This window comes from Hymenobacter baengnokdamensis (genome assembly GCF_008728635.1).
In the GTDB taxonomy this organism is placed as follows: domain Bacteria; phylum Bacteroidota; class Bacteroidia; order Cytophagales; family Hymenobacteraceae; genus Hymenobacter; species Hymenobacter baengnokdamensis.
On record NZ_CP044285.1, the window covers coordinates 3912257 to 3937405 of the forward strand.

The 25149-nt window shown below is 61.2% G+C and carries 17 protein-coding genes; 15 read left to right on the forward strand and 2 right to left on the reverse strand.

Features of this window, described 5'->3' with window-relative positions; genetic code table 11:
- Positions 1 to 61: 61 nt before the first annotated feature.
- On the reverse strand, positions 62 to 1090 hold the full coding sequence (locus tag F6X24_RS16740) for a LacI family DNA-binding transcriptional regulator (protein ID WP_151089093.1): 1029 nt from the start codon (positions 1088 to 1090) through the stop codon (positions 62 to 64).
- A gap of 277 nt (positions 1091 to 1367) precedes the next feature.
- On the opposite strand from F6X24_RS16740, the gene F6X24_RS16745 reads away from it, so the two are divergent.
- The 15 genes from F6X24_RS16745 to F6X24_RS16815 all read left to right on the forward strand — a co-directional run bounded on the left by F6X24_RS16745 (position 1368) and on the right by F6X24_RS16815 (position 22178).
- Positions 1368 to 2135, forward strand: coding sequence for an SDR family oxidoreductase (locus F6X24_RS16745; protein ID WP_151089094.1), 768 nt, complete (start codon positions 1368 to 1370; stop codon positions 2133 to 2135).
- A 101-nt stretch (positions 2136 to 2236) separates the two neighbouring features.
- Positions 2237 to 3070, forward strand: coding sequence for a 5-dehydro-4-deoxy-D-glucuronate isomerase (kduI, locus tag F6X24_RS16750; RefSeq protein WP_151089095.1), 834 nt, complete (start codon positions 2237 to 2239; stop codon positions 3068 to 3070).
- Positions 3071 to 3119: 49 nt separating this feature from the next.
- Positions 3120 to 6425 (forward strand): SusC/RagA family TonB-linked outer membrane protein, encoded by a 3306-nt coding sequence (locus F6X24_RS16755; protein ID WP_151089096.1) that lies wholly within the window; start codon positions 3120 to 3122, stop codon positions 6423 to 6425.
- A 13-nt stretch (positions 6426 to 6438) separates the two neighbouring features.
- Positions 6439 to 8298, forward strand: a complete 1860-nt coding sequence (locus F6X24_RS16760) for a RagB/SusD family nutrient uptake outer membrane protein (RefSeq protein ID WP_151089097.1) — start codon at positions 6439 to 6441, stop codon at positions 8296 to 8298.
- A gap of 56 nt (positions 8299 to 8354) precedes the next feature.
- Positions 8355 to 9434, forward strand: coding sequence for a pectate lyase (pelA, locus tag F6X24_RS16765; RefSeq protein ID WP_229725188.1), 1080 nt, complete (start codon positions 8355 to 8357; stop codon positions 9432 to 9434).
- A gap of 25 nt (positions 9435 to 9459) precedes the next feature.
- The gene (locus tag F6X24_RS16770) at positions 9460 to 10992 is read left to right on the forward strand and encodes a tagaturonate reductase (RefSeq protein ID WP_151089098.1); all 1533 of its coding nucleotides are present in this window, start codon (positions 9460 to 9462) and stop codon (positions 10990 to 10992) included.
- A gap of 74 nt (positions 10993 to 11066) precedes the next feature.
- Positions 11067 to 12716, forward strand: coding sequence for a UxaA family hydrolase (locus tag F6X24_RS16775; RefSeq protein WP_151089099.1), 1650 nt, complete (start codon positions 11067 to 11069; stop codon positions 12714 to 12716).
- Between the two features lie 113 nt (positions 12717 to 12829).
- Positions 12830 to 14275, forward strand: a complete 1446-nt coding sequence (uxaC, locus tag F6X24_RS16780; RefSeq protein WP_151089100.1) for a glucuronate isomerase — start codon at positions 12830 to 12832, stop codon at positions 14273 to 14275.
- A 187-nt stretch (positions 14276 to 14462) separates the two neighbouring features.
- Complete coding sequence (locus F6X24_RS16785; RefSeq protein ID WP_151089101.1) at positions 14463 to 15476, forward strand: sugar kinase; 1014 nt, start codon at positions 14463 to 14465, stop codon at positions 15474 to 15476.
- 128 nt (positions 15477 to 15604) lie between these two features.
- Entirely contained in the window at positions 15605 to 16261 is a 657-nt protein-coding gene (locus F6X24_RS16790; protein WP_151089102.1) for a beta/alpha barrel domain-containing protein, read from the forward strand.
- Between the two features lie 141 nt (positions 16262 to 16402).
- Positions 16403 to 17761 carry an MFS transporter gene (locus tag F6X24_RS16795; RefSeq protein WP_151089103.1) on the forward strand — a complete coding sequence of 453 codons (1359 nt, stop codon included), beginning with the start codon at positions 16403 to 16405 and terminating at the stop codon, positions 17759 to 17761.
- Between the two features lie 80 nt (positions 17762 to 17841).
- Positions 17842 to 18312: a nuclear transport factor 2 family protein gene (locus F6X24_RS16800; protein ID WP_151089104.1), complete on the forward strand. Its 471-nt coding sequence runs from the start codon at positions 17842 to 17844 to the stop codon at positions 18310 to 18312.
- A 62-nt stretch (positions 18313 to 18374) separates the two neighbouring features.
- Positions 18375 to 19364 (forward strand): T9SS type A sorting domain-containing protein, encoded by a 990-nt coding sequence (locus F6X24_RS16805; RefSeq protein WP_151089105.1) that lies wholly within the window; start codon positions 18375 to 18377, stop codon positions 19362 to 19364.
- 60 nt (positions 19365 to 19424) lie between these two features.
- On the forward strand, positions 19425 to 20444 hold the full coding sequence (gene fbp / locus F6X24_RS16810; RefSeq protein ID WP_151089106.1) for a class 1 fructose-bisphosphatase: 1020 nt from the start codon (positions 19425 to 19427) through the stop codon (positions 20442 to 20444).
- A gap of 189 nt (positions 20445 to 20633) precedes the next feature.
- Positions 20634 to 22178, forward strand: coding sequence for an aldehyde dehydrogenase family protein (locus F6X24_RS16815; protein ID WP_151089107.1), 1545 nt, complete (start codon positions 20634 to 20636; stop codon positions 22176 to 22178).
- Between the two features lie 91 nt (positions 22179 to 22269).
- On the opposite strand, the gene F6X24_RS16820 is transcribed toward F6X24_RS16815, so the two are convergent.
- Positions 22270 to 25119: a beta strand repeat-containing protein gene (locus tag F6X24_RS16820; RefSeq protein WP_151089108.1), complete on the reverse strand. Its 2850-nt coding sequence runs from the start codon at positions 25117 to 25119 to the stop codon at positions 22270 to 22272.
- Positions 25120 to 25149 lie beyond the last annotated feature (30 nt).

Here is a 25149-nt window from a genome sequence, read left to right on the forward strand (position 1 = left end):
ATGCAAACGTTGCCGGCAACGTTTGTTAAACCCACCTGTTTTTTGCTTCGATTAGTGATTTCTAGACTACTACGGCCGGCCTCGATGACGACTCGCGCACTACCATTGTAGTGGGAATGGTAAGCGTGGCGGGCGGCGCGGCGCGGTGCTTCTGCTCAATCAGGTCGAGCAGGCGGCCCACGGCTTCCTGCCCGATTTCTTTGGCCGGCTGCTCTACTGTGCTCATTGAAGGGGAGAGCATATCGGCCACGGTGAGGTTGGTGAAGCCGATAAGTGATATGTCATCGGGAATGCCGATGCGGCGCTGGCGCAGCGCGGCCAGGCAACCCACGGCCAGGCGGTCGCTGGCCGTAAAGAAGGCATCGGGCCGGGGTTGCAGGGCCAGCAGCTCATCTACGAGCGGGCCTACCTCATCGGGGCCAAAAGTGCCGAAGCGCACCAGGGTTTCGTCGTAGGGTACCCCGTATTTTTCCAGCGCGGCCCGGTAGCCCGCCAGGCGCTCCTGGGTGATATTGAGCCAGGGCTGAATGGTGAGGTGGGCAATGCGCCGACGGCCCGACTGCAGCAGGTGCTCGGTAGCGGCAAAGGCCCCGCCAAAGTTGTCGGCCACCACGCGGGGCGTATCCAGCGCCGCCGACACGCGGTCGAACTGCACGATGGGCGTGCCCTGCTGCTGCAATTCCTGCAGGTGCGATACGTCGTTGGTTTCGCTGCTCAGCGAAATCAGCAGGCCATCGACCCGGCGGGCCAGCGCCTGGCGCAAATTGGCCACTTCCCGGTCGTAGGCCTCGTGCGTCTGGAAGATGAGCACGTCGTAGCCCCGCTGGTTTGCTACCTCTTCAATCCCATTAATAGCCTGCGAAAAGTAATAATTCGCAATCTGGGGCACTATCACACCGATGGCCTTGCTGCTGCTGCCTTTCAGGCTCAGGGCAATGGGGTTGGGGCGATAATGCAGGCGGGCAGCGCACTCCATCACGAGCCGCTTGGTTTCGGGATTGATTTCGTAGCTGTCGCGCAACGCCCGCGACACCGTCGATACAGAGATGTTGAGTTCCCGGGCAATATCTTTGAGAGTAGCGGCTTCCAAACTGATTCTAATTAAAATGCAATTACCAACGCCTGAAAAGCAGGTGGTTTTCGCGGCTAAAGATAAAGGTTAAATGAAGGTTTTCGAGCTATTGGGCTTGTGAACCGGGCCAGCCGCCGCCGCGTGGAAACGTTGCCGATAACGATTGCGCAAATAAAAACGGTCCCCAGTAGCCAGTGCGTTCGCTTTAGGCGCTAAACTTCGACACTGCAAACTGCCCTGGGGTTGCAGCAGCAGGCATTTTCTTCTTCTTAAAATTAAACCCGCTCGCTTTATTATGAGCCTTTCCTCCCGTTTCAGCCTGTCTGGCAAGCGTGCCCTCGTTACGGGCTCCGACCGGGGCATTGGCCAGGCAATTGCCATTGGCCTGGCCGAGGCCGGGGCCGACATCATCGCCGTTTCCATGCACATGCCCGAAGGCGGCGAAACCGAGCAGGCGGTACGGGCCCTGGGCCGCGAGTTTAAGGGCTACCAGGCCGACTTCGGGCACCTCGACCAGCTGCAGGGGTTTATCCGGCAGGTGCAGGCCGATTTTCCGGTCATTGATATCCTGTTTAATAACGCCGGCATTATCCGCCGCGCTCCGGCCGCCGAGCACTCCGACGAAGACTGGGATGCCGTGCTCAGCATCAACCTCGACGCGCCGTTCCGCCTGGCCCGCGCCATTGGCGGCCAAATGGTGAAGCAGGGCTCGGGCAAGATTGTCTTTACGGCCTCGCTGCTCACTTTTCAGGGCGGCATTAATGTGCCGGGCTACGCGGCCAGCAAAGGCGGTGTGGGCAGCCTGGTGAAGGCCCTGGCCAACGAGTGGGCGGGCAAAGGCGTGAATGTGAACGCCATTGCTCCGGGCTACGTGGCCACCGACAATACGGCCGCCCTGCGCCAGGATGCTGAGCGCTCGGCCGCCATTCTGGAGCGGATTCCGGCCGGCCGCTGGGCCGTTCCCGCCGACTATCAGGGCCCAGCCGTGTTTCTGGCCTCGGCCGCCAGCGATTACGTGCACGGCACTATCCTCACCGTCGATGGCGGCTGGATGGGACGCTAGATTTTAATGGTTAATTTTTTACTGGTCAGTGTCGTCTGGTCTGCATGCGCCACAACTGACTAAAAATTACCCATTAACCATTAAAAAATTACCCATTAAAAATGACTTCCCGCTTTGCTATCGGCCCGCGCGAAACGGCCAGCCTGAATACAGCCGGCTTGCGCGAGCACTTTTTGATTGAAACCATCTTCACCCCTGGCGAAGTAGTGCTGACGTACACGCACTACGACCGCATGATTGTGGGCGGCGCGCAGCCCGCGGCTGATGCCTCGCTGCCCCTGCCCTGCCCGGCCAGCCTCAAGGCTCGGTACTTTCTGGAGCGCCGCGAGTTGGGGGCCCTCAACGTGGGCGGCGCGGGCCGCATCATCGTAGATGGCACCGCCTACGACCTAAATAATCAGGATTGCCTATATGTGGGCAAAGGCAGCCAGTCGGTCGTCTTCCATAGTGTAGACGCGGCCAATCCGGCCAAGTTTTACCTGCTGTCGGCCCCGGCGCACCAGGCGTATCCAACCACCCGCCGCACCCAGGCCGAGGCTACGCCCGTGGAGATGGGCGCCCGCGAAACGGCCAACGAGCGCACTATCTACAAGTACATCTATACCGAAGGCATCGCCAGCTGCCAGCTCGTGATGGGCCTGACCCAGCTCAGGCCCGGCTCGGTGTGGAACACCATGCCCAGCCACGTGCACGACCGGCGCATGGAAGCCTACCTCTACTTCAACCTGCCCCAGGGCCAGCGGGTGCTGCACCTGCTGGGTGAGCCCCAGGAAACCCGCCCGCTGTGGGTGAGCAACGAGCAGGCTATTCTGTCGCCGCCGTGGTCTATCCACACCGGCTGCGGCAGCACGGCCTATGCTTTTATCTGGGGCATGGCCGGCGAAAACCTCGAATACACCGACATGGACCCTGTAGCCCTGCAGGACCTCCGCTAAATTTTTATTTTTTTCAATTTCCCACCCCCTGTTTTTGGCTGCTTCTTTTATGAAAAAACATCTTCTAATGCTTTGGCTGGTGCTTTGCGGCAGTATTGGCCTGGCCTTCGCCCAATCGCGCCAGGTAAGTGGCGTAGTTAAGGGCTCGGACGGCGAAACGCTGCCGGGCGTAACCGTAGTGCTGAAAGGCACTACTATTGGCGCTTCGACCGGCGCCGACGGCAGCTTTTCATTGAGCGTTCCGACCGATAGCAAATCGGCTACGCTCCGCTTCAGCTTCATTGGCTACGTGAGCCAGGAGGTAGCCGTTGGCGATAAAACTACTTTTAACGTTACCCTGACTTCCGATACGCAATCGCTCGACGATGTAGTGGTTATCGGCTACCAGGCCGTGCAGCGCCGCGATGTAACCGGAGCTGTATCATCGGTTAATGCCCAGCAGATAAAGGATATACCGGTAAACTCGGCAGCGGAGGCCCTCCAGGGCCGCCTGGCCGGGGTACAGCTGAATGCCTCGGACGGCACCCCCGGCAACCAGGGCTTCCAGGTGCGGGTGCGGGGGGGTAACTCCATCACCCAGGATAACACGCCGCTTTACGTGGTAGATGGTATTCAGGTAGAGAATGCGCTGGGCGTTATTGCCCCCCAAGACATAGCCTCGGTAGACGTGCTGAAGGATGCTTCGGCCACAGCCATCTACGGCGCCCGCGGTGCCAACGGCGTGGTTATCATCACCACTAAAGGCGGCAAGGAAGGCCGCACCACGGTAACCTACAGCGGCTTCACCGGCATTCGCAAGATTACCAAGATGCTGCCGGTGCTTAACCCGACCGACTACGTCAACTATCAGTATGAGCGGGCCAGCCAGATTGGTACCTCAACCGGGGGCCTCTCCACGTTTAAGAGCTATTTCGGTACTACCGACTACAACAGCGCCCGCCTCGACAGCGCCCGCAACGCGCCATTCCTGGATTGGCAGAAGCAGGTATTTGGCCGTAATGCCATGCAGCAGACGCACAACGTGTCGATTTCGGGCGGCAATAAAGGCACGACTTACTCGCTGAGCCTCACCAAAAACAACGAGGATGGCATTCAGCTGGGCAGCAGCTACAACCGCTACCTGATGAACTTCCGGATGGACAATAAGGTGAGCGATAAGTTCCGCTTCGGCTTCAACACGCGCTTCAACAGCCAGGAGTCGCTGGGGGCGGGCACCGGCGCGGCCGTGGGCACTGCTACCAACGGCCAGGCCGTACCAACCGGCTCGAATACTACCTCGCGCCTGCGCAATACCATTCAGTACGTGCCGCTGGCGGTGCCCGCCACCAGCCACAGCACAGCCCTGGACCCCAACGTCTTCGACGCCGACTTCTTCAACAACTCCAGCCTGGTGAACCCGGTACTAGCCATCAATGACGAGTACCGCTCGGACAAGCGTCGGACCCTGAACCTGGCGGCTAACGCGGCCCTCAATATCACGAAGGACCTGGTGCTGCGCTCGACGGCTGGTATCGACATCACTGACTTCAATACGAGCACCTTTAACGGCCGCAACTCGCCCACTATCCGCCAGGTATCGGGTGGTTATAACAACCTGCCTTTTGCTACCATCACCACAGCTACCCAAACGAGCCTTAACAACTCGAACGTACTGGACTATACCTTCCGGCACGAGAAGCACACCCTGAACCTGCTGGCAGGTGAAGAAATTTATCAGCAGCAGACGCGCCAGCAATACATTCAAACCAATTACCTGCCCATCGATATTACGGCCCAGCGGGCGCTGGCCAACATCAACCAGGGCGTGCTGCCAGCCGGTACCACCTCGCAGCCGGTACTGCCTACTACCAGCATTCCCAACGACTACACGCTGCTGTCGTTTTTTGGCCGGGCCAACTACTCGTACGACGACAAGTACCTGCTTACGCTAACCGGCCGCCAGGACGGTTCCTCTAAGTTCCTGGGCTTCAACAACCAGCACCGCTTTTTCCCGGCTGCTTCGGCTGCGTGGCGCATCTCGAAAGAGAACTTTATGCAGGATGTGAAGCCCGTATCGGACCTCAAGCTGCGCCTGAGCTATGGCCAGGCCGGCAACAACCGTATAAATGACTTCCTGTATTCGCAGCTCTTCCAGGCGGGCAGCGCGGTATACTACCTCAACCACCAGCAGGTGCTGGGCTCAACCGCTACTGGCCTGGCCAACCCCAACCTGCAATGGGAAGTAACTACCTCGCGCGATGCGGGTATCGACCTGGCGATGTTTAACAACCGCGTGCAGTTTACGACTGACGTCTACTACAACACCACCGACGACCTGCTGGTAAACCGCCCGGTGCCCGCCTTCCTCGGCTACACGAGCCAGCTCCAGAATATTGGGCGTACCTCCAACCGGGGCCTGGAGTTTCAGGTGAGCGGCACGGTAATCCAGACCCAAAACTTTACCTGGTCGGCCACGGCCAATGCCTCGCTCAACCGCAACCGCATCGAAGACCTGGGCCCTAACCTCAACGAGTTCTACCTGTCGTCGGGCTGGGCCGGGACCGCCTCTACCATCCCTACCGATTACGTAGTGCGGGTAGGCCAGCCGGTAGGCCTGATGTACGGCTTCGTGAGCGATGGCTTCTATACCACCGACGACTTCAGCGGCTACGACGCCGTAAACAAAGTGTGGAAGCTGCGCACCGACAAGCCCGTAGCCAACGACCTGAGCGTAACCGGCCTCACCTCGCTGGCCCCCGGCGTGGTAAAGCTGAAAGACCTCAACGGCGACGGCGTAGTTGACGTCAACAACGACCGCACCGTTATCGGCAATGCCAACCCCAAGGTAACCGGCGGCCTGAACCAGCAGTTCACCTATAAGAACTTCGATGCCAGCATCTTCGTGAACTTTGTATACGGCAACGACATTTACAACGCCAACAAGATAGAGTTCACTACCGCAGCTTATCCCCTCACCAACCTGCTGGGTGAGGAAGCCGGCCGCTACCGCAGCTACGACAACAACGGCGTACTGGTAACCGACCCCGCTGCCCTCAATGCCCTGAACCAGAATGCGACGGTAGCAGCTCCCAGCCGCCAGTTCTTCCTGCAATCGTCAGACATTGAGAAAGGCTCGTTCCTGCGCCTCAACAACATCACTCTGGGTTACTCCCTGTCGAAAAGCCTGATTCAGCGCGCCAAGGTGAACCAGCTGCGCTTTTACGTAACCATGAACAACCTGGCGACCCTGACGGGCTACTCGGGCTACGACCCGGAGGTGAACACCCGCCGCGCCACGCCCCTGACGCCGGGCGTCGATTACGCTGCTTATCCGCGTAGCAAGGCCTTCCTGTTCGGTGTTAACCTCTCGCTTTAATTCCCCACCCATCATGTCTATATTTTCTTCTAAATCCGGTAAGTACGGCCGGCTGGCCGCTTCGGCGCTGGTAGTAGCCGGCGCGGCGGGCCTGCTGGGCTCGTGCAAGAACTACCTCGAAATCGAGCCTATTGCGCTTAATACTACCGACGCTACGTTTAGCACCGCGGCCGGGGCTACGTCGGCCCTCATCGGCACCTACAACATGCTGGCCGGCGATGCGGGCTATGGCAACCGTATCTCTCAGTACTATCCCTATGATAGCGATGAGCTGATTGGCTCAGCCGGCCCCATCGATGGGGGCCGCCGCAGCATTGCGCGCTACAAAACGTTTTCGACCAACACCGAGATTACCAACCCCTGGAACCGCCTGTACCAGGGCGTGGAGCGGGCTAATATCTGCATCGCCAATCTGCCCCTCTCGCCTGCTTACAATGGTAGCGTAGCCGCCGACACGGCCACCATGCACCGCCTCTACGGCGAAGCCCTGGCCCTGCGCGCGCAGTTCTACCTGGAGCTGGTGCGCAACTGGGGCGACGTGCCGGCTCAGTTTTCGCCGACCGTGACGGGCCAGGACGTGAACCTGCCCAACTCAGACCGCAACGCTACCCTTAAGCGCCTGATAGACGACCTGGCCATTGCCGAAAAGATGGTGCCCTGGCGCTCGGCGGCCGGCGTTACCAATGAGCGCTTTACCAAAGGGGCTATCAAGGCCCTGCGGGCTCGCATTGCGATGCAGCGCGGCGGCTATGCCCTGCACGGCCTGGTCATGACGCGCCCCACCGACTACCTCGACTACTATAAGATAGCCCGGCAGGAATGCCTCGATATCATGAACCACCGCTCGGAGCATACGCTTAACAGCAGCTTCCTGGAAACCTTCAAGAGCATCAACGAGCTGCGCACCGAGGCAGCCAACGAGCTGATGATGACCGTAGGCATGGGTGGCTCGGGCTCGGCCAGCGACAGCAAGCTGGGGTATTACGACGGGCCCCGCCTGAGCGCGTCTCCCACCTTTGGCTCTTCGAGCGGCGCTATTACCATTGCGCCGCCCTACTTCTACGCCTTCGACTCGACCGATGTGCGCCGCGACGTTACCATCACGCTCTACACTATCAGCAATACCAACGCCTACGCCGCTACCACTCTGGCCAACGGCACCGATGGGAAGTTTCGGCGCGAATGGCGCGTGCCGGCGCTGCCCGGCACGAGCAACTACCTGGGCTACAGCTGGCCGCTGATTCGCTTCGCCGACGTGGAGCTGTTGTTTGCCGAAGCCGAAAATGAGTTGAACGGCCCCACCGCCGACGCCCAGAAGGCGCTGCTCGAAGTACGCACCCGGGCCTTTGCCGGCAATGCGGCCAAAGCTGCCGCAGGCCTCACGCTCACCAGCAAGGATGCCTTCTTTAATGCCCTGGTAAATGAGCGCTACCTCGAGTTTGGAGGCGAAGGCATTCGCAAGTATGACCTGCTACGCTGGAATCTATTCACAAGCAAGCTGGCCGATGTGAAAGCCAAGATTGCCCAGATGCAGGCCGGTACCGTGCCCTATGGCCCCAGCCAGATAACGGTAACCATACCTGCTACGATATATTTTAAACCTGTAACGGGAGGACTACAATTCGCGCGCTCCTTCTACGCAGCCGCCCCGGCAACGGCTCCGGCCGGTACCACTAGCGCCAGCTGGGGGGCTTCTATCACGACTTCCTACGTGGCCAACACACAACCCAGCGGCAGCAGCTACATGGGCTCGCCCAGCACCGGCACCGGCCTGGCGGCTGAGTACGTGCCCAGCGCTGGCAAAGAGCTGCTGCCCATTCCACAATCGACTATCGATGTGGACCCGGCGCTTACTCAAAACTCGGGCTACTAATCACCTCCTACCGGGCAGTGAGCTTAGGCTCGCTGCCCGGCAAGTGCTTTTTCACCATGAAGGCCGTCGCTCTTTTCCTGGGTATGAGTATGGGGTGGGCAACTACCGCCCTGGCCGGTCATAGGCCAGCCGGGCCGGCTTATCGTGAGCCGACCGATACTACTGCCGACAAGATGCTGGCCTTTCAGCGTAGCGTGGGGGGCTGGCCCAAAGCGGTGGATAATGCCAAAGTAGACTACCGCCACCGCATGAGCACGGCCGACCTCCAGGCAGCCCGCCGCGATGACGGCCGCGACGATGCGACCATCGACAACAACGCCACCACCCGCGAAATCAACTACCTCGTCGGGGCTTTTCAGCAAACCGGCAATCCGGCTTATCGGGAAGCGGCTGAACGAGGTATTCGCTACCTGCTGAAGATGCAGCAGCCCAGCGGAGGTTTCCCGCAGTATTTTCCCGACGACAGGCTTTACCGCGCCCAGATTACCTACAACGACAACGCGATGGTAAATGCGCTGCGGGTGCTGCAGGCAGTAGCCGAAAAGAAAGGTGCCTTTGCGCTAATCGACCCCACCCTGGTAGCGCCGGCGCAGCGGGCGGTAAGCCTCGGCGTGCAGTGTATAGTAAAAACTCAATATGTGCGCCGGGGCCAGCCCACGGTGTGGTGCGCCCAGCACGACCGCCTGACGCTGCTGCCCTGCCAGGCGCGGGCCTTTGAGCTGGCTTCGCTCAGCGGCTCCGAGTCGGTGGGCATTACCGAGTTTCTGATGAGCCTCGACCAGCCTACGCCCGAGGTACGCCGCGCTGTGACCGCTGCCATTGCCTGGTTTGAGGCTTCGAAGCTGGAGAATATGACGATAAAAGACGTTGCCGACCCCCGGGAGCCCAAAGGCCGCGACCGGGTGATGGTTTCCGAGCCTGGTAGTACCATCTGGGCCCGCTTTTATGACCTGGCTACCAACCAGCCTATTTACGTGGGCCGCGACAGCAGAAAGCATGCGCAGCTGGCCGATATCGAAGTGGAGCGCCGCACCGGCTACGGCTATGCCGGCACCTGGCCCGAAAAGCTGCTCACCCGCGAATACCCCAAGTGGCAGCAGAAATGGGGATATACTGCTCCTGCTGCCACCAACTAATTTGACTAATAATCTACTTACCTATATGTTATCTCTTTCGCAAGAGCTAGTGCGGGCCGGAGCCGCCAGCCCGGCCGTGGCGCTGCCCGCTGCTGCTTTATTCGACCTGCCCGAAAAAGTGCTGCAATTTGGCACCGGGGTGTTGCTGCGCGGCCTGCCCGACTTTCTGATTGACCAGGCCAACCGCCAGGGTATTTTTAATGGGCGCGTGGTAGTGGTCAAAAGCACGGATGGCGGCGACGCCACCGCTTTTGCCCGCCAGGATGGCCTGTACACGGTGTGCGTGCGCGGCGTGGAAGACGGCCAGCCCGTGAGCCAGGACGTAGTGTGCGCCAGTATCAGCCGGGTGCTTTCGGCCAAAAGCCAGTGGGCCGAAATCCTCGAGTTTGCCCGCAACCCCGACCTGCAGCTTGTGCTTTCCAATACCACCGAAGTAGGCATTGTGCTCGACGAAGACGACGACGTGCGGGCCGCGCCGCCACGCTCGTTTCCGGGCAAGCTATTGGCCGTGCTGCTGGCCCGCTACGAGGCTTTTGCCGGCGCCGGCGATAAGGGACTCGTCATTGTACCCACCGAGCTAATACCCGAAAACGGCACCAGGCTGCATGACATCCTGCGCGAGCTGGCCGAGCAGCAGGTGCCCGACAGCGGCTTTCTGCACTGGCTCGAAACGGCCAATACTGTTTGTAACTCGCTGGTCGACCGCATAGTACCGGGCAAGCCCGATGCAGCGGCCTACGCTACCCTAACGCAGGAGCTGGGCTACGAGGACGAGCTGCTTATTATGTCGGAAGTCTACCGCCTGTGGGCCATAGAAGGCGGCGAGCGGGTAAAAAGCGTGCTGAGCTTTCAGCAAGTAGATGCCGGCATTATTGTGCAGCCCGACATCAACCAGTTTAAGGAGCTGAAGCTGCGCCTGCTCAACGGTACGCATTCGCTGGCGTGCGGGCTGGCGCTGCTGGCGGGTGTGCCCACCGTGCGCGAGGCAATGGAGGACGACTACCTGCTCACCTATATCCGCAACCTGATGCTGGCCGATTTGCTGCCCGGCATCCCCTACCCTATCGATGAGAAAACAGGCCAGCGCTTTGGCATGCAGGTGCTCGACCGCTTCCGCAACCCGGCCGTAGAGCACCGCTGGCTGGCCATTACGCTCAACTACTCGGCCAAGCTACGGATGCGCGTTATCCCCGATTTGCTGCACTACTACGAGCGGCTTAAAGCCGTGCCGCAGTACGTGGCGCTGGGTTTTGCAGCCTACCTGCTCTTTATGCGCAGCACCCGCCAGGATGGCAAGGTCTGGTACGGCGAAACACAGGGCCACGAATACCCGATTCAGGATGAGCAGGCCAGCTATTTTGCCGACCTCTGGCAGCGCCTCCCGGCGGCCGAAGTAGCGCAGACGGTGCTCAGTAACGCCGGCTTATGGGACAGCGACCTGACTCTGCTGCCCGGCTTCGCAGCAGCCGTAACCGAGTACCTGCGGCAATTGCAGCAGCAAGGTGCAGCGGCTACTCTGGCCGCTAAATTGAATAAATCGCAGCGCGCAGCTGTTTAAGGATGGCTGGTTGAGAGCTCCCCGGCCCTTTCGACGGCCGGAATGACCACCTAACAGATAGTAAGCAGATAGTTATGAAACATTTAGTTGCGAAGATTCACCCCGCCGACAACGTGCTCGTCGCCCTCACCGACCTGCCCATTGGCACGCCCGTAACCTGGGACGGGGAAACCGTGACCACTACCGAGAAGATACCGGCCAAGCATAAGCTGGCGCTGCAAAACCTGGCCGCCGGCGACCCCGTGCACATGTACGGCGTGCTGGTAGGCAAAATGGCCTCGCCCGTGGGCCGGGGCGGCCTGCTCACCACGGCCAATATCAGGCACGCTACCGACTCGTTTCAGGAAGGCCAGCATCGCCAGAGCTGGGCGCAGCCCGACGTAAGTAAGTTTACGGAGCGCACCTTTCTGGGCTACCACCGGCCCGATGGCCGCGTGGGCACGGCCAACTACTGGCTGGTTATTCCGCTGGTTTTTTGCGAAAACAGAAATATTCAGGTTTTAGAAGAAGCTTTGGTAAACGACCTCGGCTACGCCCGCCGCAAGAGCTACCAGCCCCAGACCCAGGCGCTGCTTGAGCTGATGCAGGCTGGCAAGTCGGTAGAAGAGATTCTGGCCACCGACCTGCACTCGGCCGAGGTGAATCAGCAGAAAGTGAAGCCCTTCCCGAACGTGGACGGCATCCGCTTTCTGAGCCACGAAGGCGGCTGTGGCGGCATTCGCCAGGATGCCCAGACGCTCTGTGGCCTGCTGGCCGGCTACATCACCCACCCCAACGTGGCCGGGGCTACGGTGCTCAGCCTGGGCTGCCAGAATGCGCAGGTGAGTATGCTGCAGGACGAAATCAACAAGCGCGACCCGCACTTTGCCAAGCCGCTGTTCATTCTGGAGCAGCAGAAAATCGGCACCGAGGAAGCCTTGGTGAGCACGGCCCTGCGCCAGACCTTCGCCGGCCTCATGCAGGCCAACCAGCAGCAGCGCCAGCCCGCGCCGCTCAGCAAGCTGACTATCGGCCTGGAATGCGGCGGCTCGGACGGCTTCTCGGGCATCTCGGCCAACCCGGCCGTAGGCCACGTTTCTGACCTGCTGGTGGCGCTCGGCGGCTCGGTTATTCTGGCCGAGTTTCCGGAACTGTGCGGCGTGGAGCAAGAAATTGTGAACCGCTCGGTTGACCACGACACGGCCCAGCGCTTTACCTCACTGATGAAAGCCTACGGCGAAAGCGCCGTAGCCGTGGGCTCGGGCTTCGACATGAACCCCTCGCCCGGCAACATCCGCGACGGCCTCATTACCGACGCCATGAAATCGGCCGGCGCGGCCCGCAAGGGCGGCTCGTCGCCGGTAGTGGCCGTGCTCGACTACCCCGAGCTGGTAACCAAGCCCGGCCTGAACCTGCTCTGCACGCCCGGCAACGACGTGGAAAGCACCACGGCCGAAGTCGGCTCGGGCGCCAACGTGGTGCTTTTCACCACCGGCCTGGGCACGCCCACCGGCAACCCCATTGCGCCGGTCGTCAAAATCAGCTCTAATACCAAGCTGGCCGAGCGCATGCCCGATATCATCGACCTGAACACCGGCACCGTTATCGACGGTGAGGAAACCATTGAGCAGGCCGGCGAGCGCATTCTCGACTACGTGATTCAGGTAGCCAGCGGCCTGGAAGTGAGCGCCGTGCGCCACGGCCAGACCGACTTTATTCCGTGGAAGCGCGGGGTGTCTTTGTAGGTGACAGGTGCAGCCACTCTATTGAAGAACGTCATGCAGAGCGCAGCGAAGCATGGCATTCTTCAATATGAATTTTCATTGATAATTGCTCACTATTAATTGATAGCTGAATTATGAAGCCCTTCCTTTCCGACGACTTTCTGCTCCAGACCGAAACGGCCCGCACGCTTTACCACCAGCACGCCGCGCCGCAGCCTATTATTGACTACCACTGCCACCTGCCGCCCGACCAGATTGCCCAAAACCGGCAGTTTGAGAATATCACCCAAATCTGGCTCTACGGCGACCACTACAAGTGGCGGGCAATGCGCGCCAACGGCGTGAACGAGCGCTACGTGACGGGCGACGCCTCGGACTGGGAGAAATTTGAGAAATGGGCCGAAACGGTGCCCTATACCGTGCGCAACCCCTTGTACCACTGGACGCACCTGGAGCTGCGCCGCTATTTTGGTATCACGGAGCTGCTGAATAAGGATAGTGCCCGGCGCATATATGACCAGTGCAATACCCTGCTCCAGACGCCCGAGTACTCGGTGCAGGGCCTGTTGCGCAGGATGAAGGTCGAAACGGTGTGCACCACCGACGACCCGGCCGACTCGCTGGAGTTTCACCAGGCGCTGGCCGGCCAGGGCTTTGGCACGCGCATGCTGCCCACCTTCCGCCCCGACAAGGCCATGACGCCTGAGGCGGCCGACTACCGTCAGTACCTGGCCAGGCTGGGCGCAGCGGCCGGCGTAGCAATCAATACCTACGCCGACCTGCAAGCTGCCCTGCGCCAGCGCCACGATTTCTTCGCAACCCTGGGCGGCCGGCTGTCCGACCACGGCCTGGAGCAAATATATGCCGCCGACTATACTGCAGAAGAAGTAGCCGCCATTTTCACCAAAGCCCGCGCCGGGCAGCCGCTCAGCGCCCCGGAGATTGAGCAGTTTAAATCGGCCATGCTGATTTTCCTGGCCGAGCTGGACTGGGAGAAAGGCTGGACGCAACAGTTTCACCTTGGCGCGCTGCGCAACAACAACACGCGGGCACTGCGCCAACTCGGGCCCGACACGGGCTGGGACTCGATTGGGGACTTTTCGCAGGGCCGCGCCCTGTCGCGCTTCCTCGACCGGCTCGACAACCAGGATAAGCTCACCAAGACGATTATCTACAACCTGAACCCGGCCGATAACGACCTGATGGCCACCATGATTGGCAACTTTCAGGATGGCTCCGTGGCCGGCAAGATTCAGTTTGGCTCGGGCTGGTGGTTTCTCGACCAGAAGGATGGCATGGAAAAGCAGCTCAATGCGCTCAGCAACATGGGTTTACTAAGTCAGTTTGTGGGTATGCTCACCGACTCGCGCAGCTTCCTGTCGTTTCCGCGCCACGAGTACTTCCGCCGCATTCTGTGCAACCTCATCGGCCGCGATGTGGAGAACGGCGAACTGCCGGCCGACGAGCTGCCCTGGCTGGGCCAGCTGGTCGAAAATATCAGCTACCATAATGCCAGCAAGTATTTCGGCTTTGAAAAAACGGCGCAGCCCGCAGGGGCAACGGAGTTGGTAGCGGGCTAAGCGCTGCTTTCGGCTGGTAACAGGCTTATTTGTCACTGGCAACGCTACCGGAAACGTTTGCATGAATAAAGATGGCGCCAGCACGCTCAGTCGGCTTTCTGGCAGCCTACCTTTCCAGTCGCACTCCCATTTTTCACCCGCAATCTGGCCATACCAACACCGGTTAAAGGCGCTTTGCCCCTTCTACATGAAACAAGTCGTAACCTTCGGCGAAGTAATGATGCGGCTCTCGCCGCCGCTGAACTACCGGCTCTCCCAGACGGCCTCCCTCGACATAACCTACGGCGGCGGCGACGCCAATGTGGCCGCCGCCCTGGCCCAGATGGGCGTACCGGCAGCCCACGTTTCGGCTTTCCCGGCCAATGAGCTGGGCTACGCGGCGGCCAGCCACCTGCGCCGCTACGGCGTCGATACCACCCATTGCCACTTCACCGAAGGCCACCGACTAGGCTTATATTTTCTGGAAGTAGGCGCGTCGTTGCGGCCCAGCCGCATCGTGTACGACCGCGCCGAGTCGGCCTTTGCGCACCTCGACCCGGCCGCTTTCAACTGGGATGAGATTCTGAAAAACGCCGGCTGGCTGCACTGGACGGGCATCACGCCCGCCATCTCGGCCGCCGCGGCGCAGGCTACTGCCGACGCCATCGCGGCCGCGCGCCGGCTGGGCCTTACCGTGTCGGCCGACGTCAACTACCGCCGCAACCTGTGGCAATATGGCCAGAAGGCTCAGGACGTAATGCCCGGGCTGGTAGCCGGCTGCGATATAGTCGTTTGTACCGAAGGCGACGCCGACGACCTGTTTGGCCTGCAGCCCGCTGCCGCTGCCCCCAACAGCTTTAGCTCGATGAGTGAGCAGCTGGTGCAGCGCTTTCCGCAAATCAAGCGCGTGATTGCTACCCGCCGTCAGACCCAAAGCGCCTCGCACGAGCGCATCTGCGGCCTGCTTTGGGACCAGGGCGAGTTCTTCGAGACGCCCTTTTACGATATCTCACCCGTGGTGGACCGCATCGGCGGCGGCGACTCGTTTATTTCAGGCTTCATCTACGGCTCTCATGCATATGAAGACCGGGCCCAGGCGCTATCCTTCGCTACCATCGCTTCGGCGCTGAAGCACACCATTCACGGCGATATCAACCTGGTGACGCCCGCCGAAGTGGAGCACCTCATGCAGGGTAACCTGACGGGGCGCCTGCTGCGGTAACCTCATTCCCGGCCCCTCCCCAAAAAGGGAGAGAAGCCGCCGATTTTTCTACGTTTTTTCTTGCCTCTAATCCTTTGCCTTCCGGCACTTTTCCCTTTCGGGATGGGGTCGGGGGTGGGGTTTCTCCTATGCTTTCTTCCCAAGAAGTTATCGCCCGCACGCTGCAAGCGCCGCTGGTGCCGGTCTTTTTTCACGCCGATGCCGCGTATGCCCAGTCCATTGTGCGGGGCTGCTACGCTGGAGGCGTGCGGGTATTTGAGTTTACCAACCGCGGGGCCAATGCTTTTGAGGTTTTTCAGGAGCTTGTCAAGCTAGTAGCTGATGACTGCCCCGACCTCGTGCTGGGTATTGGCACCATCTACACCGCCGCCGATGCCGAGCGCTTCATTGCGGCCGGCGCGGCCTTCATCGTGCAGCCCGTTACCACGGCCGAGGTGGCCGCCGTCTGCCAGCGCCACGACGTGGCCTGGCTGCCCGGCGCCCTGACGCCGAATGAGATTTATGCCGCCACGCAGCTCGGCGCGCAGCTCGTCAAAATCTTCCCCGGCAACCTCGTCGGCCCCGATTATGTGAAGGCCCTGCGCGGCCCCATGCCCAGCGTCAGGCTCATGGTCACGGGCGGCGTCGAGCCTACCGAGGCCAGCCTCACTGAGTGGTTTGGGGCCGGGGTAAATGTGGTGGGCGTAGGCTCGCAGCTCTTCAAAGGGGCCAGCGACGCGGCTACGATTACGGCGCGCGTGGCGCCGCTGATGCACTTTTTACAGAAGCAAGTAGCGGCTGGTTGATAACCACTAATCAGTTGTCATTGCGGGCCTGCGAAGCAATCGCACCTGCACGACACCCGGACGATTACGTTCTGATGCGATTGCTTCGCAGGCTCGCAATGACAACCGAATTTTAAGTATTCAATACGAAAGCTCTATTCTATGAATCCCACCCTTCACAGCTCGCCGCCCGGCACCGATTCAGCGGCTGCCATTGGCAAATACCGCTGGACAATCTGCTCGCTGGTATTTTTTGCTACCACCATTAATTACCTCGACCGGGCGGTTATCTCGCTGCTGAAGCCCTACCTCGAAAAGGCTTTTCACTGGAACTCGGGCGACTATGCCAACATCGAGATTGCCTTTAAGCTGGCATATGCCGTGGGTATGATTGGCGTGGGGCGCATCATCGACAAGCTGGGCACCAAGCTCGGCTACGCGCTTTCGACGGCGCTGTGGAGTGTAGCGGCCATGGGCCACGCACTGGTGAGCAGCACGCTGGGCTTCGGGGTAGCGCGGGGCTTTTTGGGAATTACGGAGGCCGGCAACTTCCCGGCGGCTATCAAGACGACCGCCGAATGGTTTCCGCAGCGCGAGCGGGCGCTGGCCACGGGCATCTTCAATTCGGGCTCCAACGTCGGGGCTATCGTGGCCCCACTCTCAGTGCCCTGGATTGCCGAGCACATTGGCTGGCAGTGGGCCTTTATTATTACCGGCGCGCTGGGCTTTATCTGGCTGGTGCTCTGGATGCTTATCTACGACACGCCGGCCGACAGCAAGCGTCTGAGTAAAGCCGAGTTCGACTACATCAACGCTGATATTCCGGCGGGCCTGCCCGCCGAGGGCGTGGTAGAAGAAAAGCCTAAAGTGGGCTGGCTGCCCCTGCTGGGCTTCCGCCAAACCTGGGCCTTCGTTATCGGCAAGTTTATTACCGACCCCATCTGGTGGTTTTACCTGTTTTGGCTGCCCGATTTTCTGGGCAAGCAGTACCACCTCACTGGCACGGCCATTGCCCTGCCAGTGGCGGCGGTGTACATCTTGTCGAGCATTGGGAGCGTGGGCGGCGGCTACCTGCCGCTGGGCTTTATCAAGCGGGGCATGCCGGCTTTTCAGGCCCGCAAAACGGCCATGCTGGCTATCGCCTTCTGCGTGTTTCCAATTGTGTTTGCGCAGTGGCTGGGAAGCATTGATATGTGGCTGGCGGTGCTGGTTATCGGCATTGCGGCGGCGGCCCACCAGGCCTGGAGCGCCAATATTTTCACCACCGTGTCGGATATGTTTCCCAAGCGGGCCGTGGCCTCGGTCACGGGTATCGGCGGCATGGCCGGCGGCCTGGGCGGCATCGCGCTCACGGCCCTGGTACAGAAGCGCATGTTTGTGCATTACGAGTCTATCGGCCAGCTCGATAAGGCCTACTACATCATGTTCTTTATCTGCGGAGCGGCTTACTTGCTGGCCTGGGTGCTGATGTTCACGCTGGTGCCGCGCATGGAGCCCATCAAGCTAGACGAGACGGATTAAAGCTGGTGCGAGAAGCCGATTACTCCGCTGCTCTCCGACAAGGCAGCCCGCCTTTTCACATAATATAACATTTTCACTATATGAGAAAGATTTCGCTCCTGCTGGCTTTCCTGCTGGTCCTGCCTTTGCTCACGTTTGCCCAGGCTCCTAACAAGAAAAACGTGGCTGCCGCTCAGGAAGTCGAGAAGCTGGAGCGCCAGCGCTTCGCGGCCCAGGTGAGCAAGGATTTCGCTTTCCTCGAAAAAGTATTCGCCGACGACCTCATCTATACCCACGCCAGCGGCAAGCAAAACGGCAAAACCGATTACCTGCAAAGCATCCGCGACGGCAAGAGCGTGTACGATAAGATTGAGGTAGAAGCTATTAACGTGCGGGCCTACAACGACGGGCAGACCGCCGTGGTCAACGGCCAGATTGTTATCTACCAGCCCAATAAGCCCGATGGCTCGCCCAACGTGGCGCATATCAAGTACGTGACCACCCAGATTAAAGACCCCAAAAAGGGCTGGCAGGTAGTGCTGTGGCAGTCGCAGAAGCAACCCGAGAAATAAGCTACCCCGAACGATTCAACTTAACTATTTTTTTCCTTTTTTCACCCTTTCCCTCTTCCCCTATGAGCATTTTTACATCTGTTTCGCGCCTGGCCCTTCTGGCACTGGCGCTACCGCTGGCGGCTACTGCCCAGAAGGCCAGCTCCTACACGATGGTAGCCAGCGGCAGCAACGCCGGCGCTTACACCGTACTGGAGCCGACCACCACTGCCGCCGTGCGCACTGCCGGCACCGAGGATGAAGGCTACTACAACAACCTGCCGCTGGGCTTCAGCTTTAAGTTCGCGGGCACGTCGTACACCACGGTATCGGCCTCGACCAATGGCTTCCTGACGCTGGGCCAGGCGCTAACCAGCGCGACGCCGGTCAATAACCTGGCTACGGGTACGCTGCGCCCCGTCATTGCGCCGCTCTGGGATGATATCTCGTTTGGCACGGCCGCCTCGCCGCCCGACCCCACCGTGGATGGCAACCTGTACTACCAGACTACGGGCTCGGCCGGCAGCCGCGTCTTTACCATTGAGTGGCGCAACGTTCGCTGGGCACCCGGCGCAACCGGGCCGGTCTGCTCGTTTTTCGTGCAGCTATTTGAAGGTACCAACGTAGTCGTATTCGATTACCTGCAGGGCAGCGGCAGCGCGTACGGCTCGACACGCAGTGCTTCGGTGGGCCTGGCCGGGCCAACCAGCGGCGACTTTATCTCGCTGTCGGACCTGCAGCTCACTGCTACTACCAGCACCACGGCCGAAACCTCTACCATTACCAGCCGGGCCACGAGCGGACGCATTTTCACCTTTACCCCGAGCGTGGTAACGGCTACGGCCCCTGGGGTGGCCGCGGCTGCTTTTCAGCTGGCGCCTAACCCCGCCCACGGTCGCGTAGAGATGGTGAGCTACGATGCCCAGCAGCCCGTGACCCTGCACGACAGCCAGGGCCGCCTGGTGCGTACGCTGGCGCCCGCTGCCGGCGCTTCGCTCGACCTGAGCAGCCTGTCGCCGGGCCTCTACATTGTGCGCAACGGCCAGCAGAGCCGCCGGCTGGCCATCGATTAAGTACTTCCGCTTTTTGTGTTACTGCCCCGGCCGGCCACGGTCGGGGCGTTTTTTACCGGTATGTCTCCGTCTACAATCCCGCCTTCGCACGACGACATCGCGACCCCCGTCGGCACCACGCTTGAGCGCTACATCATGCGCAAGCAGGCCGAGTTTCCGTTTGCTACCGGCGAGCTTTCGCAGCTGCTGCGCGACATCGCCCTGGCCAGCAAAATAATGGCGCGCGAGGTGAGCCGCGCCGGCCTCAACAACCTGGCCGAAGTAGTTGGCGCCGAGGGCGAGCAGCAGCCCCCGCGCCACCGGCTGGGCGAGGAGGCCCATATTCGCTTTGTGCGGGCCCTCACCAATGGCCGCGAGTGCTGCGCCGTGCTCAGCGAGGCCCGCCCCGATATCATCGACACCGGCAACCACGAGGGCAAGTACGTGGTTGCCCTCAACCCGCTGAACGGGTCGGTGAGCCTCGATTTTAACGTCAATACCGGCACCATCTTCAGCATTTACCGGCGCGTGAGCCGCTACGGCGGGCCGGCGCGGGCCGAAGACTTTTTGCAGGGCGGCCGGGCGCAGGTGGCAGCGGGCTACATTCTCTATGGCTCCAGCACCATGCTGGTGTACACCACCGGCCACGGCGTAAAAGGCTTTACCTACGAGCCCAGCCTGGGCGAGTTTTTTCTCTCGCACCCGCACCTGACCATGCCTAAGCGCGGCGAGGTGTTTTCGTGCAACGAGGGCAACTGGTTTGACTTTCCGGAGTTTGCGCGCACCTTTCTTACCACTTGCAAGGAGCGCCGCATGGCCGCCCGCTACGTGGGTTCACTGGCGGCCGATTACCACCGCAATCTGTTTACGGGCGGTATTTACCTGTACCCGCCCACCGGGCAGTGGCCCAGCGGCAAGCTGCGCCTGCTCTACGAATGCTACCCCATTGCCTTCGTGAGCGAACAAGCCGGCGGCGTGGCGGTTACCGGAGCCACTGAGGTACTCGACGTGCCCCCTACTGCCGACCTGCACCAGCGGGTGCCGCTGTTTGTGGGCTCTTCGGAGCTGGTGCGCGAGCTGCAAGCCGTGGCGAGCAAATAGCATTTTTATTATAAATAGAAAACGTCATATTGAGGTTAGCAAAGCACCTTGCCTGAGTTGTGGGAGCACCGTCTCCCCGAGTCGGCCGGGTTGTTTTACTACCCTTGATATGACGTTCTTGCGCCAGCCCTCGTACCTGTTCTTATTCTTTTCACCGATTCGCGCAGCTATTGGCCGCGCGCTACTCCCATGGCTAAAATCGTTTCGCCCGAAGTTGAGTTCAGCAAGCTGCTGGCCGATATCAAGCAGGCCACGCCTGAAATCTTCGCTCCTAACGGCGGCTACCTCAATTTGCTCGAAGGCCGCTGGCAGGAAGCCGGTGAGCCCCGCCCCTTCCATTCGCCGGTCGATGGCTCCGAGATTGGCTCGCTGCCCATGCTCAGGCACGATGCCGCGCTGCGCGCGGTGCGCTTTGCCAAGGGCGAAGCCGCTGCCTGGGCTGCTACCGACCTCGACGAGCGCAAGCGCCGCGTGCAGGACTGCCTCAACCAGCTGCGCCCGCAGATAGACCTGGTGGGCAAGCTGCTCATCTGGGAAATCGGCAAGACGTATAAATTGGGTTTTACCGATATTGACCGGGCTATCGAGGGCGTGCAGTGGTACGTTGACAATATAGAAAGTCTGCTCGGCGACCGCCAGCCCCTGGGCCTGGTGAGCAACATTGCCTCCTGGAACTACCCCATGTCGGTGCTGCTGCACGCGGTACTCACGCAGGTGCTGTGCGGCAACTCGGTTATTGCCAAAACGCCCACCGACGGCGGCTTTATCTCCCTGAGCCTCACCTTTGCCATTGCCCGGCGCTGCGGCCTGCCCGTGACCCTGGTAAGCGGCCCCGGCGGTGAGCTGAGCGACGTGCTGGTGAAAGACCCCGCCGTGGACTGTCTTTCCTTCGTGGGCGGCCGCTACAACGGCCGCAACATCGCCGATGCGCTATCGCAAAACCACAAGCGGTATATGCTCGAGATGGAAGGCGTGAACACCTATGGTATCTGGGACTACTCGCAGTGGGATAAGCTGGCCGACCAGCTGGTAAAAGGCTACGACTACGGCAAGCAGCGCTGCACCGCCTACGTGCGCTGGGTGGTGGAGCGCCGCCTGTTTCCGCAGTTTCTCGAAACGTACACAACGGCCATTGGCAGCCTTAAAGTGGGCAACCCAACGCTGGTTGATGCCGCCGGCGACAAGCTGCCCGACCTGGCCTTTGGCCCCGTTATCAACGCCCGCCAGGCCGAAGACCTGGACCGGCTGTACGCCGATGGCCTCAAAACCGGCGCTATTCCCTTTTACGAAGGCAAGCTCGACGACTCGCTCTTCCTGCCCGGCCAGGACCGCTCGGCCTACCGCGCGCCCCGCGCCCTGGTGGGCCTGCCGCGCCAGAGCGAGCTGTACTTCAAGGAGCCTTTCGGCCCCATTGATACAGTAGTGCTCATCGACCGCGTGGAAGAGCTGGTGGGCGAGATGAATATCTCGAACGGCGCGCTCGTCACCGCCCTCGGCTCGGACGATGAGAAATGGGCCAACCGCACTGCCAAGGAGTTGCGCGCCTTCAAGGTGGGCATCAACAAGCTGCGCTCGCGCGGCGACCGCGAAGAAGTCTTCGGTGGCCTCGGCGAGAGCTGGAAGGGCGCCTTCGTGGGCGGCAAGCTGCTGGTGGAGGCCGTGACCCAGGGCGCGCCCAGCCAGCCCGTGCTCGGCAACTACCCCGACGCCGTGCTGCTGCCCGAGAAAGCGTAGCCTGGCGCTACCATTATCGCCGAACGCCAAAGAGGCCGCTTCCTGGCAGGAAGCGGCCTCTTTGTGTATATCTAGCTGACCAGCCAGCCGCTTACTCCACCGTGAGGCGCAGGGCCTGCGTGCCGGCGCGCACCACGTACACGCCCGCCGCCAGCCCCTGCGGCAGCGCCAGCGTGGCCGTGCCCGCGGCATCGGCCGGCGAGTTGGCCACCGGGCGGCCCAGCGCATCGTACACCTGCACCAGGGTGCCGGGAGCCGCGCCCATCAGCCTGGCCCGGCCACCGGGGGCCGGATTGGGGTACAGGCTCAGGCCGGCGCTGGCACCTGCCAGGGCCACTGTGCGCACGGGGGAGTAGCTGTAGGTGCCGTCCACGTCCAGCTGCTTCAGGCGATAATAGAGGACAGACTGCCGGGCGAGCGGATTGGTATCCAGCAACTCATACCGGCGGGGAGTACTGCTACTGCCGGCTGCGGGCACTGTGCTAACGTGGGTAAAGGTCTGCCCGTCCTGGCTGCGCTCTACTTCGAAGGCCAGGCTGTTCTGCTCCGAGGCGGTCGCCCAGGCCAGAGCCACCGCCGTATTACCTGCGGCCGTAGCCGTGAAGGCGGTAAGCTCGACGGGCAGGGGCGTCGGCGCGGCCCCGTAGTAGGCAACATTATTGACCACCAGCCCGCCGGCCGTGGCAAAGCTGCCACCTACGTACAGGTCGGTGCCCTTTAGCGCCAGTGAGTAGACGCTGCCATTACCGGTTCCGTTGGCGCCGCCGGTGCCCAGGCTGGTCCAGTTGCTGCCGTCCCACTTGGCTACCCGGTTGGCAGCTCTGCCGCCGGCCGTGGTAAAGCTGCCGCCCGCATACAGGTTGGTGCCATCCAAGAGCAGGGCCGAAACCGAATTACTGAGGCCGCTGCCCAGCGCACTCCAGGCGCTGCCATTCCACTGGGCAATGTAGTTGGCCGGCGCGCCGCCGGCAGAAGTGAAAGAGCCACCAGCATACAAGGTAGTACCCCCAACTACCAGCGAATTGACCGTGCCGCTCACGCCGCTGCCCAGGGCACTCCAGGTAGTGCCGTCCCATTGGGCCACTCGTTGAATGGCACTATTGCCGCCGGCCGCCGAAAAGTCGCCCCCCACGTAAACAGTCGTCCCGTTCACGGCCAGGGCCAACACGCCCGAGGTATATGAACCCACGGTAACCCCGCCGCCGAGCGCGCTCCAGGCGTTGCCATCCCACTTGGCGACATTGTTAACCGTGATGCCTCCAGCCAAATTGAATATACCAGCTACGTACAGCAGGCCGTTGCTCATCGTCATCGCCGACGGGCCAATGCTATACCCACTCCCCCCACTTAGCCCGCTGCCGAGCGCGCTCCAGGCGCTGCCATCCCACTTGGCCACCCGGTTGGCCGCTATTCCGCCAGCCGTAGTGAAGTAGCCGCCTACGTAGAGGTCAGTGCCATTTGCGCCCAGGGCCAGGGCTGTCGCACTGTAGACCCCACTGCCGAGGGCGCTCCAGGTACTGCCGTCCCACTTGGCTACCCCACTGGCCGGTACCCCACCCGCGCTATTAAACGAGCCGGCCACGTACACGGTGGAGCCGTTTATCAGCACGCACTGAATCGACGCACTGGAAGAGGAGTTGCTGACGCCACTCGCCCCGCCCATGCCCAGGGAACTCCAGGTGGTGCCATCCCACCGGGCCATGTGGTTAGCGGTACCACCGCCGGCGTTGGCAAAGTTGCCGCCCACGTACAAGGTAGTGCCGCTCACCCCCAGCCCGAAAACGCTGTTATCGGTACCATTGGCCGCGCCCATTACCAACGGGCTCCAGGCCGAGCCGTTCCATTGGGCGACGCGGTTGGCGGTAGTGCCATCGGCAGTTGTGTACTGGCCGCCCGCGTACACCGTGGTGCCAATCACGGCCAATGACTGCACTACGTTGTTCATGCCGGCGCCCAGCGCACTCCAGGCGGTGCCGTCCCACTGGGCCACGTAGCGGGTGCTCACGCTGCCAGAGTTCAGGAAAAATCCCCCTGCATACAGCGTAGTGCCACTCACGGCCAGCGCCTCTACGCTATTATCGAAGCCGGCCCCCAGCGCACTCCAGGCGGTGCCGTCCCACTGGGCGATGCGGTTGGCCGGGGTGCCCCCGGCCGTGGTGAAATAGCCGCCCGCATACAACGTCGAGCCGCTCACAGCCAGCGTATACACATTGCTGCCCATGCCGCTGCCCAGCGCACTCCAGGTGCTGCCGTCCCACTGGGCTACGTTGTTAACGGTGATACCGCCGGCGGTGACGAAGCTGCCGCCCACGTACACGTTCGTGCCGTTGGGAGCCAGAGCCAGGGCCAGCACGTTGCCAGCGTAGGCACCCGTGGTTACGCCCGCTCCCATCGCGTTCCACGTGGTGCCATCCCACATGGCCACTGCGTTGGCCGGCAGGCCACCGGCCGTAGAAAAGTTGCCGCCCACGTACACGTTCGTGCCGCTCACCGCCAGCGCGGATACGCTACTCCCTACCCCATTGGCCGAGCCCGTACCCAGGCTGCTCCAGGTGCTGCCGTTCCACTTGGCCACGTAGTTGGCGGCGGTGCCCCCAGCCGTGGTAAAGGCGCCGCCCACGTACACGTCGGTGCCGCTCACGGCCACTACCTGTACGTTTCCATTAGTGCCGTTTTGGGTGCCGGCCGGGCTACCGCCCAGCGCGTTCCAGCTTTGGCCGGCCGCCGCGTGCAGCACGGGCTGGCCGCCCTTGCCGTAGCTAAGCTGGTAGCCGGTAGCATTAAAGGAACCCTTGGCACCGGCCCGCAGCGTGCCGTCGGGGTTGAGGATGCTGCTTACAGTTGGGGCCTGAGCCCGCGCTGCCCAAGGCAGCAAGGCCAGTATCCCGACCAGCAGGAGCAAAAAATGAGCTGCGGGCAGCAGGCGTAGCGAAAACTTCATAAAAAGGAGAATGACGAAAAGCAGCTATTA

Excerpts from the sequence above, each read along its gene's own strand:
- F6X24_RS16820 (WP_151089108.1), bottom strand. The coding sequence starts at position 25,119 with ATGAAGTTTTCGCTACGCCTGCTGCCCGCAGCTCATTTTTTGCTCCTG.
- F6X24_RS16775 (WP_151089099.1), top strand. The coding sequence starts at position 11,067 with ATGAAACATTTAGTTGCGAAGATTCACCCCGCCGACAACGTGCTCGTC.
- F6X24_RS16785 (WP_151089101.1), top strand. The coding sequence starts at position 14,463 with ATGAAACAAGTCGTAACCTTCGGCGAAGTAATGATGCGGCTCTCGCCG.
- F6X24_RS16770 (WP_151089098.1), top strand. The coding sequence starts at position 9,460 with ATGTTATCTCTTTCGCAAGAGCTAGTGCGGGCCGGAGCCGCCAGCCCG.
- F6X24_RS16790 (WP_151089102.1), top strand. The coding sequence starts at position 15,605 with ATGCTTTCTTCCCAAGAAGTTATCGCCCGCACGCTGCAAGCGCCGCTG.
- F6X24_RS16800 (WP_151089104.1), top strand. The coding sequence starts at position 17,842 with ATGAGAAAGATTTCGCTCCTGCTGGCTTTCCTGCTGGTCCTGCCTTTG.
- pelA (WP_229725188.1), top strand. The coding sequence starts at position 8,355 with ATGAAGGCCGTCGCTCTTTTCCTGGGTATGAGTATGGGGTGGGCAACT.
- F6X24_RS16805 (WP_151089105.1), top strand. The coding sequence starts at position 18,375 with ATGAGCATTTTTACATCTGTTTCGCGCCTGGCCCTTCTGGCACTGGCG.
- F6X24_RS16815 (WP_151089107.1), top strand. The coding sequence starts at position 20,634 with ATGGCTAAAATCGTTTCGCCCGAAGTTGAGTTCAGCAAGCTGCTGGCC.
- F6X24_RS16760 (WP_151089097.1), top strand. The coding sequence starts at position 6,439 with ATGTCTATATTTTCTTCTAAATCCGGTAAGTACGGCCGGCTGGCCGCT.
- F6X24_RS16795 (WP_151089103.1), top strand. The coding sequence starts at position 16,403 with ATGAATCCCACCCTTCACAGCTCGCCGCCCGGCACCGATTCAGCGGCT.
- F6X24_RS16745 (WP_151089094.1), top strand. The coding sequence starts at position 1,368 with ATGAGCCTTTCCTCCCGTTTCAGCCTGTCTGGCAAGCGTGCCCTCGTT.
- uxaC (WP_151089100.1), top strand. The coding sequence starts at position 12,830 with ATGAAGCCCTTCCTTTCCGACGACTTTCTGCTCCAGACCGAAACGGCC.
- kduI (WP_151089095.1), top strand. The coding sequence starts at position 2,237 with ATGACTTCCCGCTTTGCTATCGGCCCGCGCGAAACGGCCAGCCTGAAT.
- fbp (WP_151089106.1), top strand. The coding sequence starts at position 19,425 with ATGTCTCCGTCTACAATCCCGCCTTCGCACGACGACATCGCGACCCCC.
- F6X24_RS16755 (WP_151089096.1), top strand. The coding sequence starts at position 3,120 with ATGAAAAAACATCTTCTAATGCTTTGGCTGGTGCTTTGCGGCAGTATT.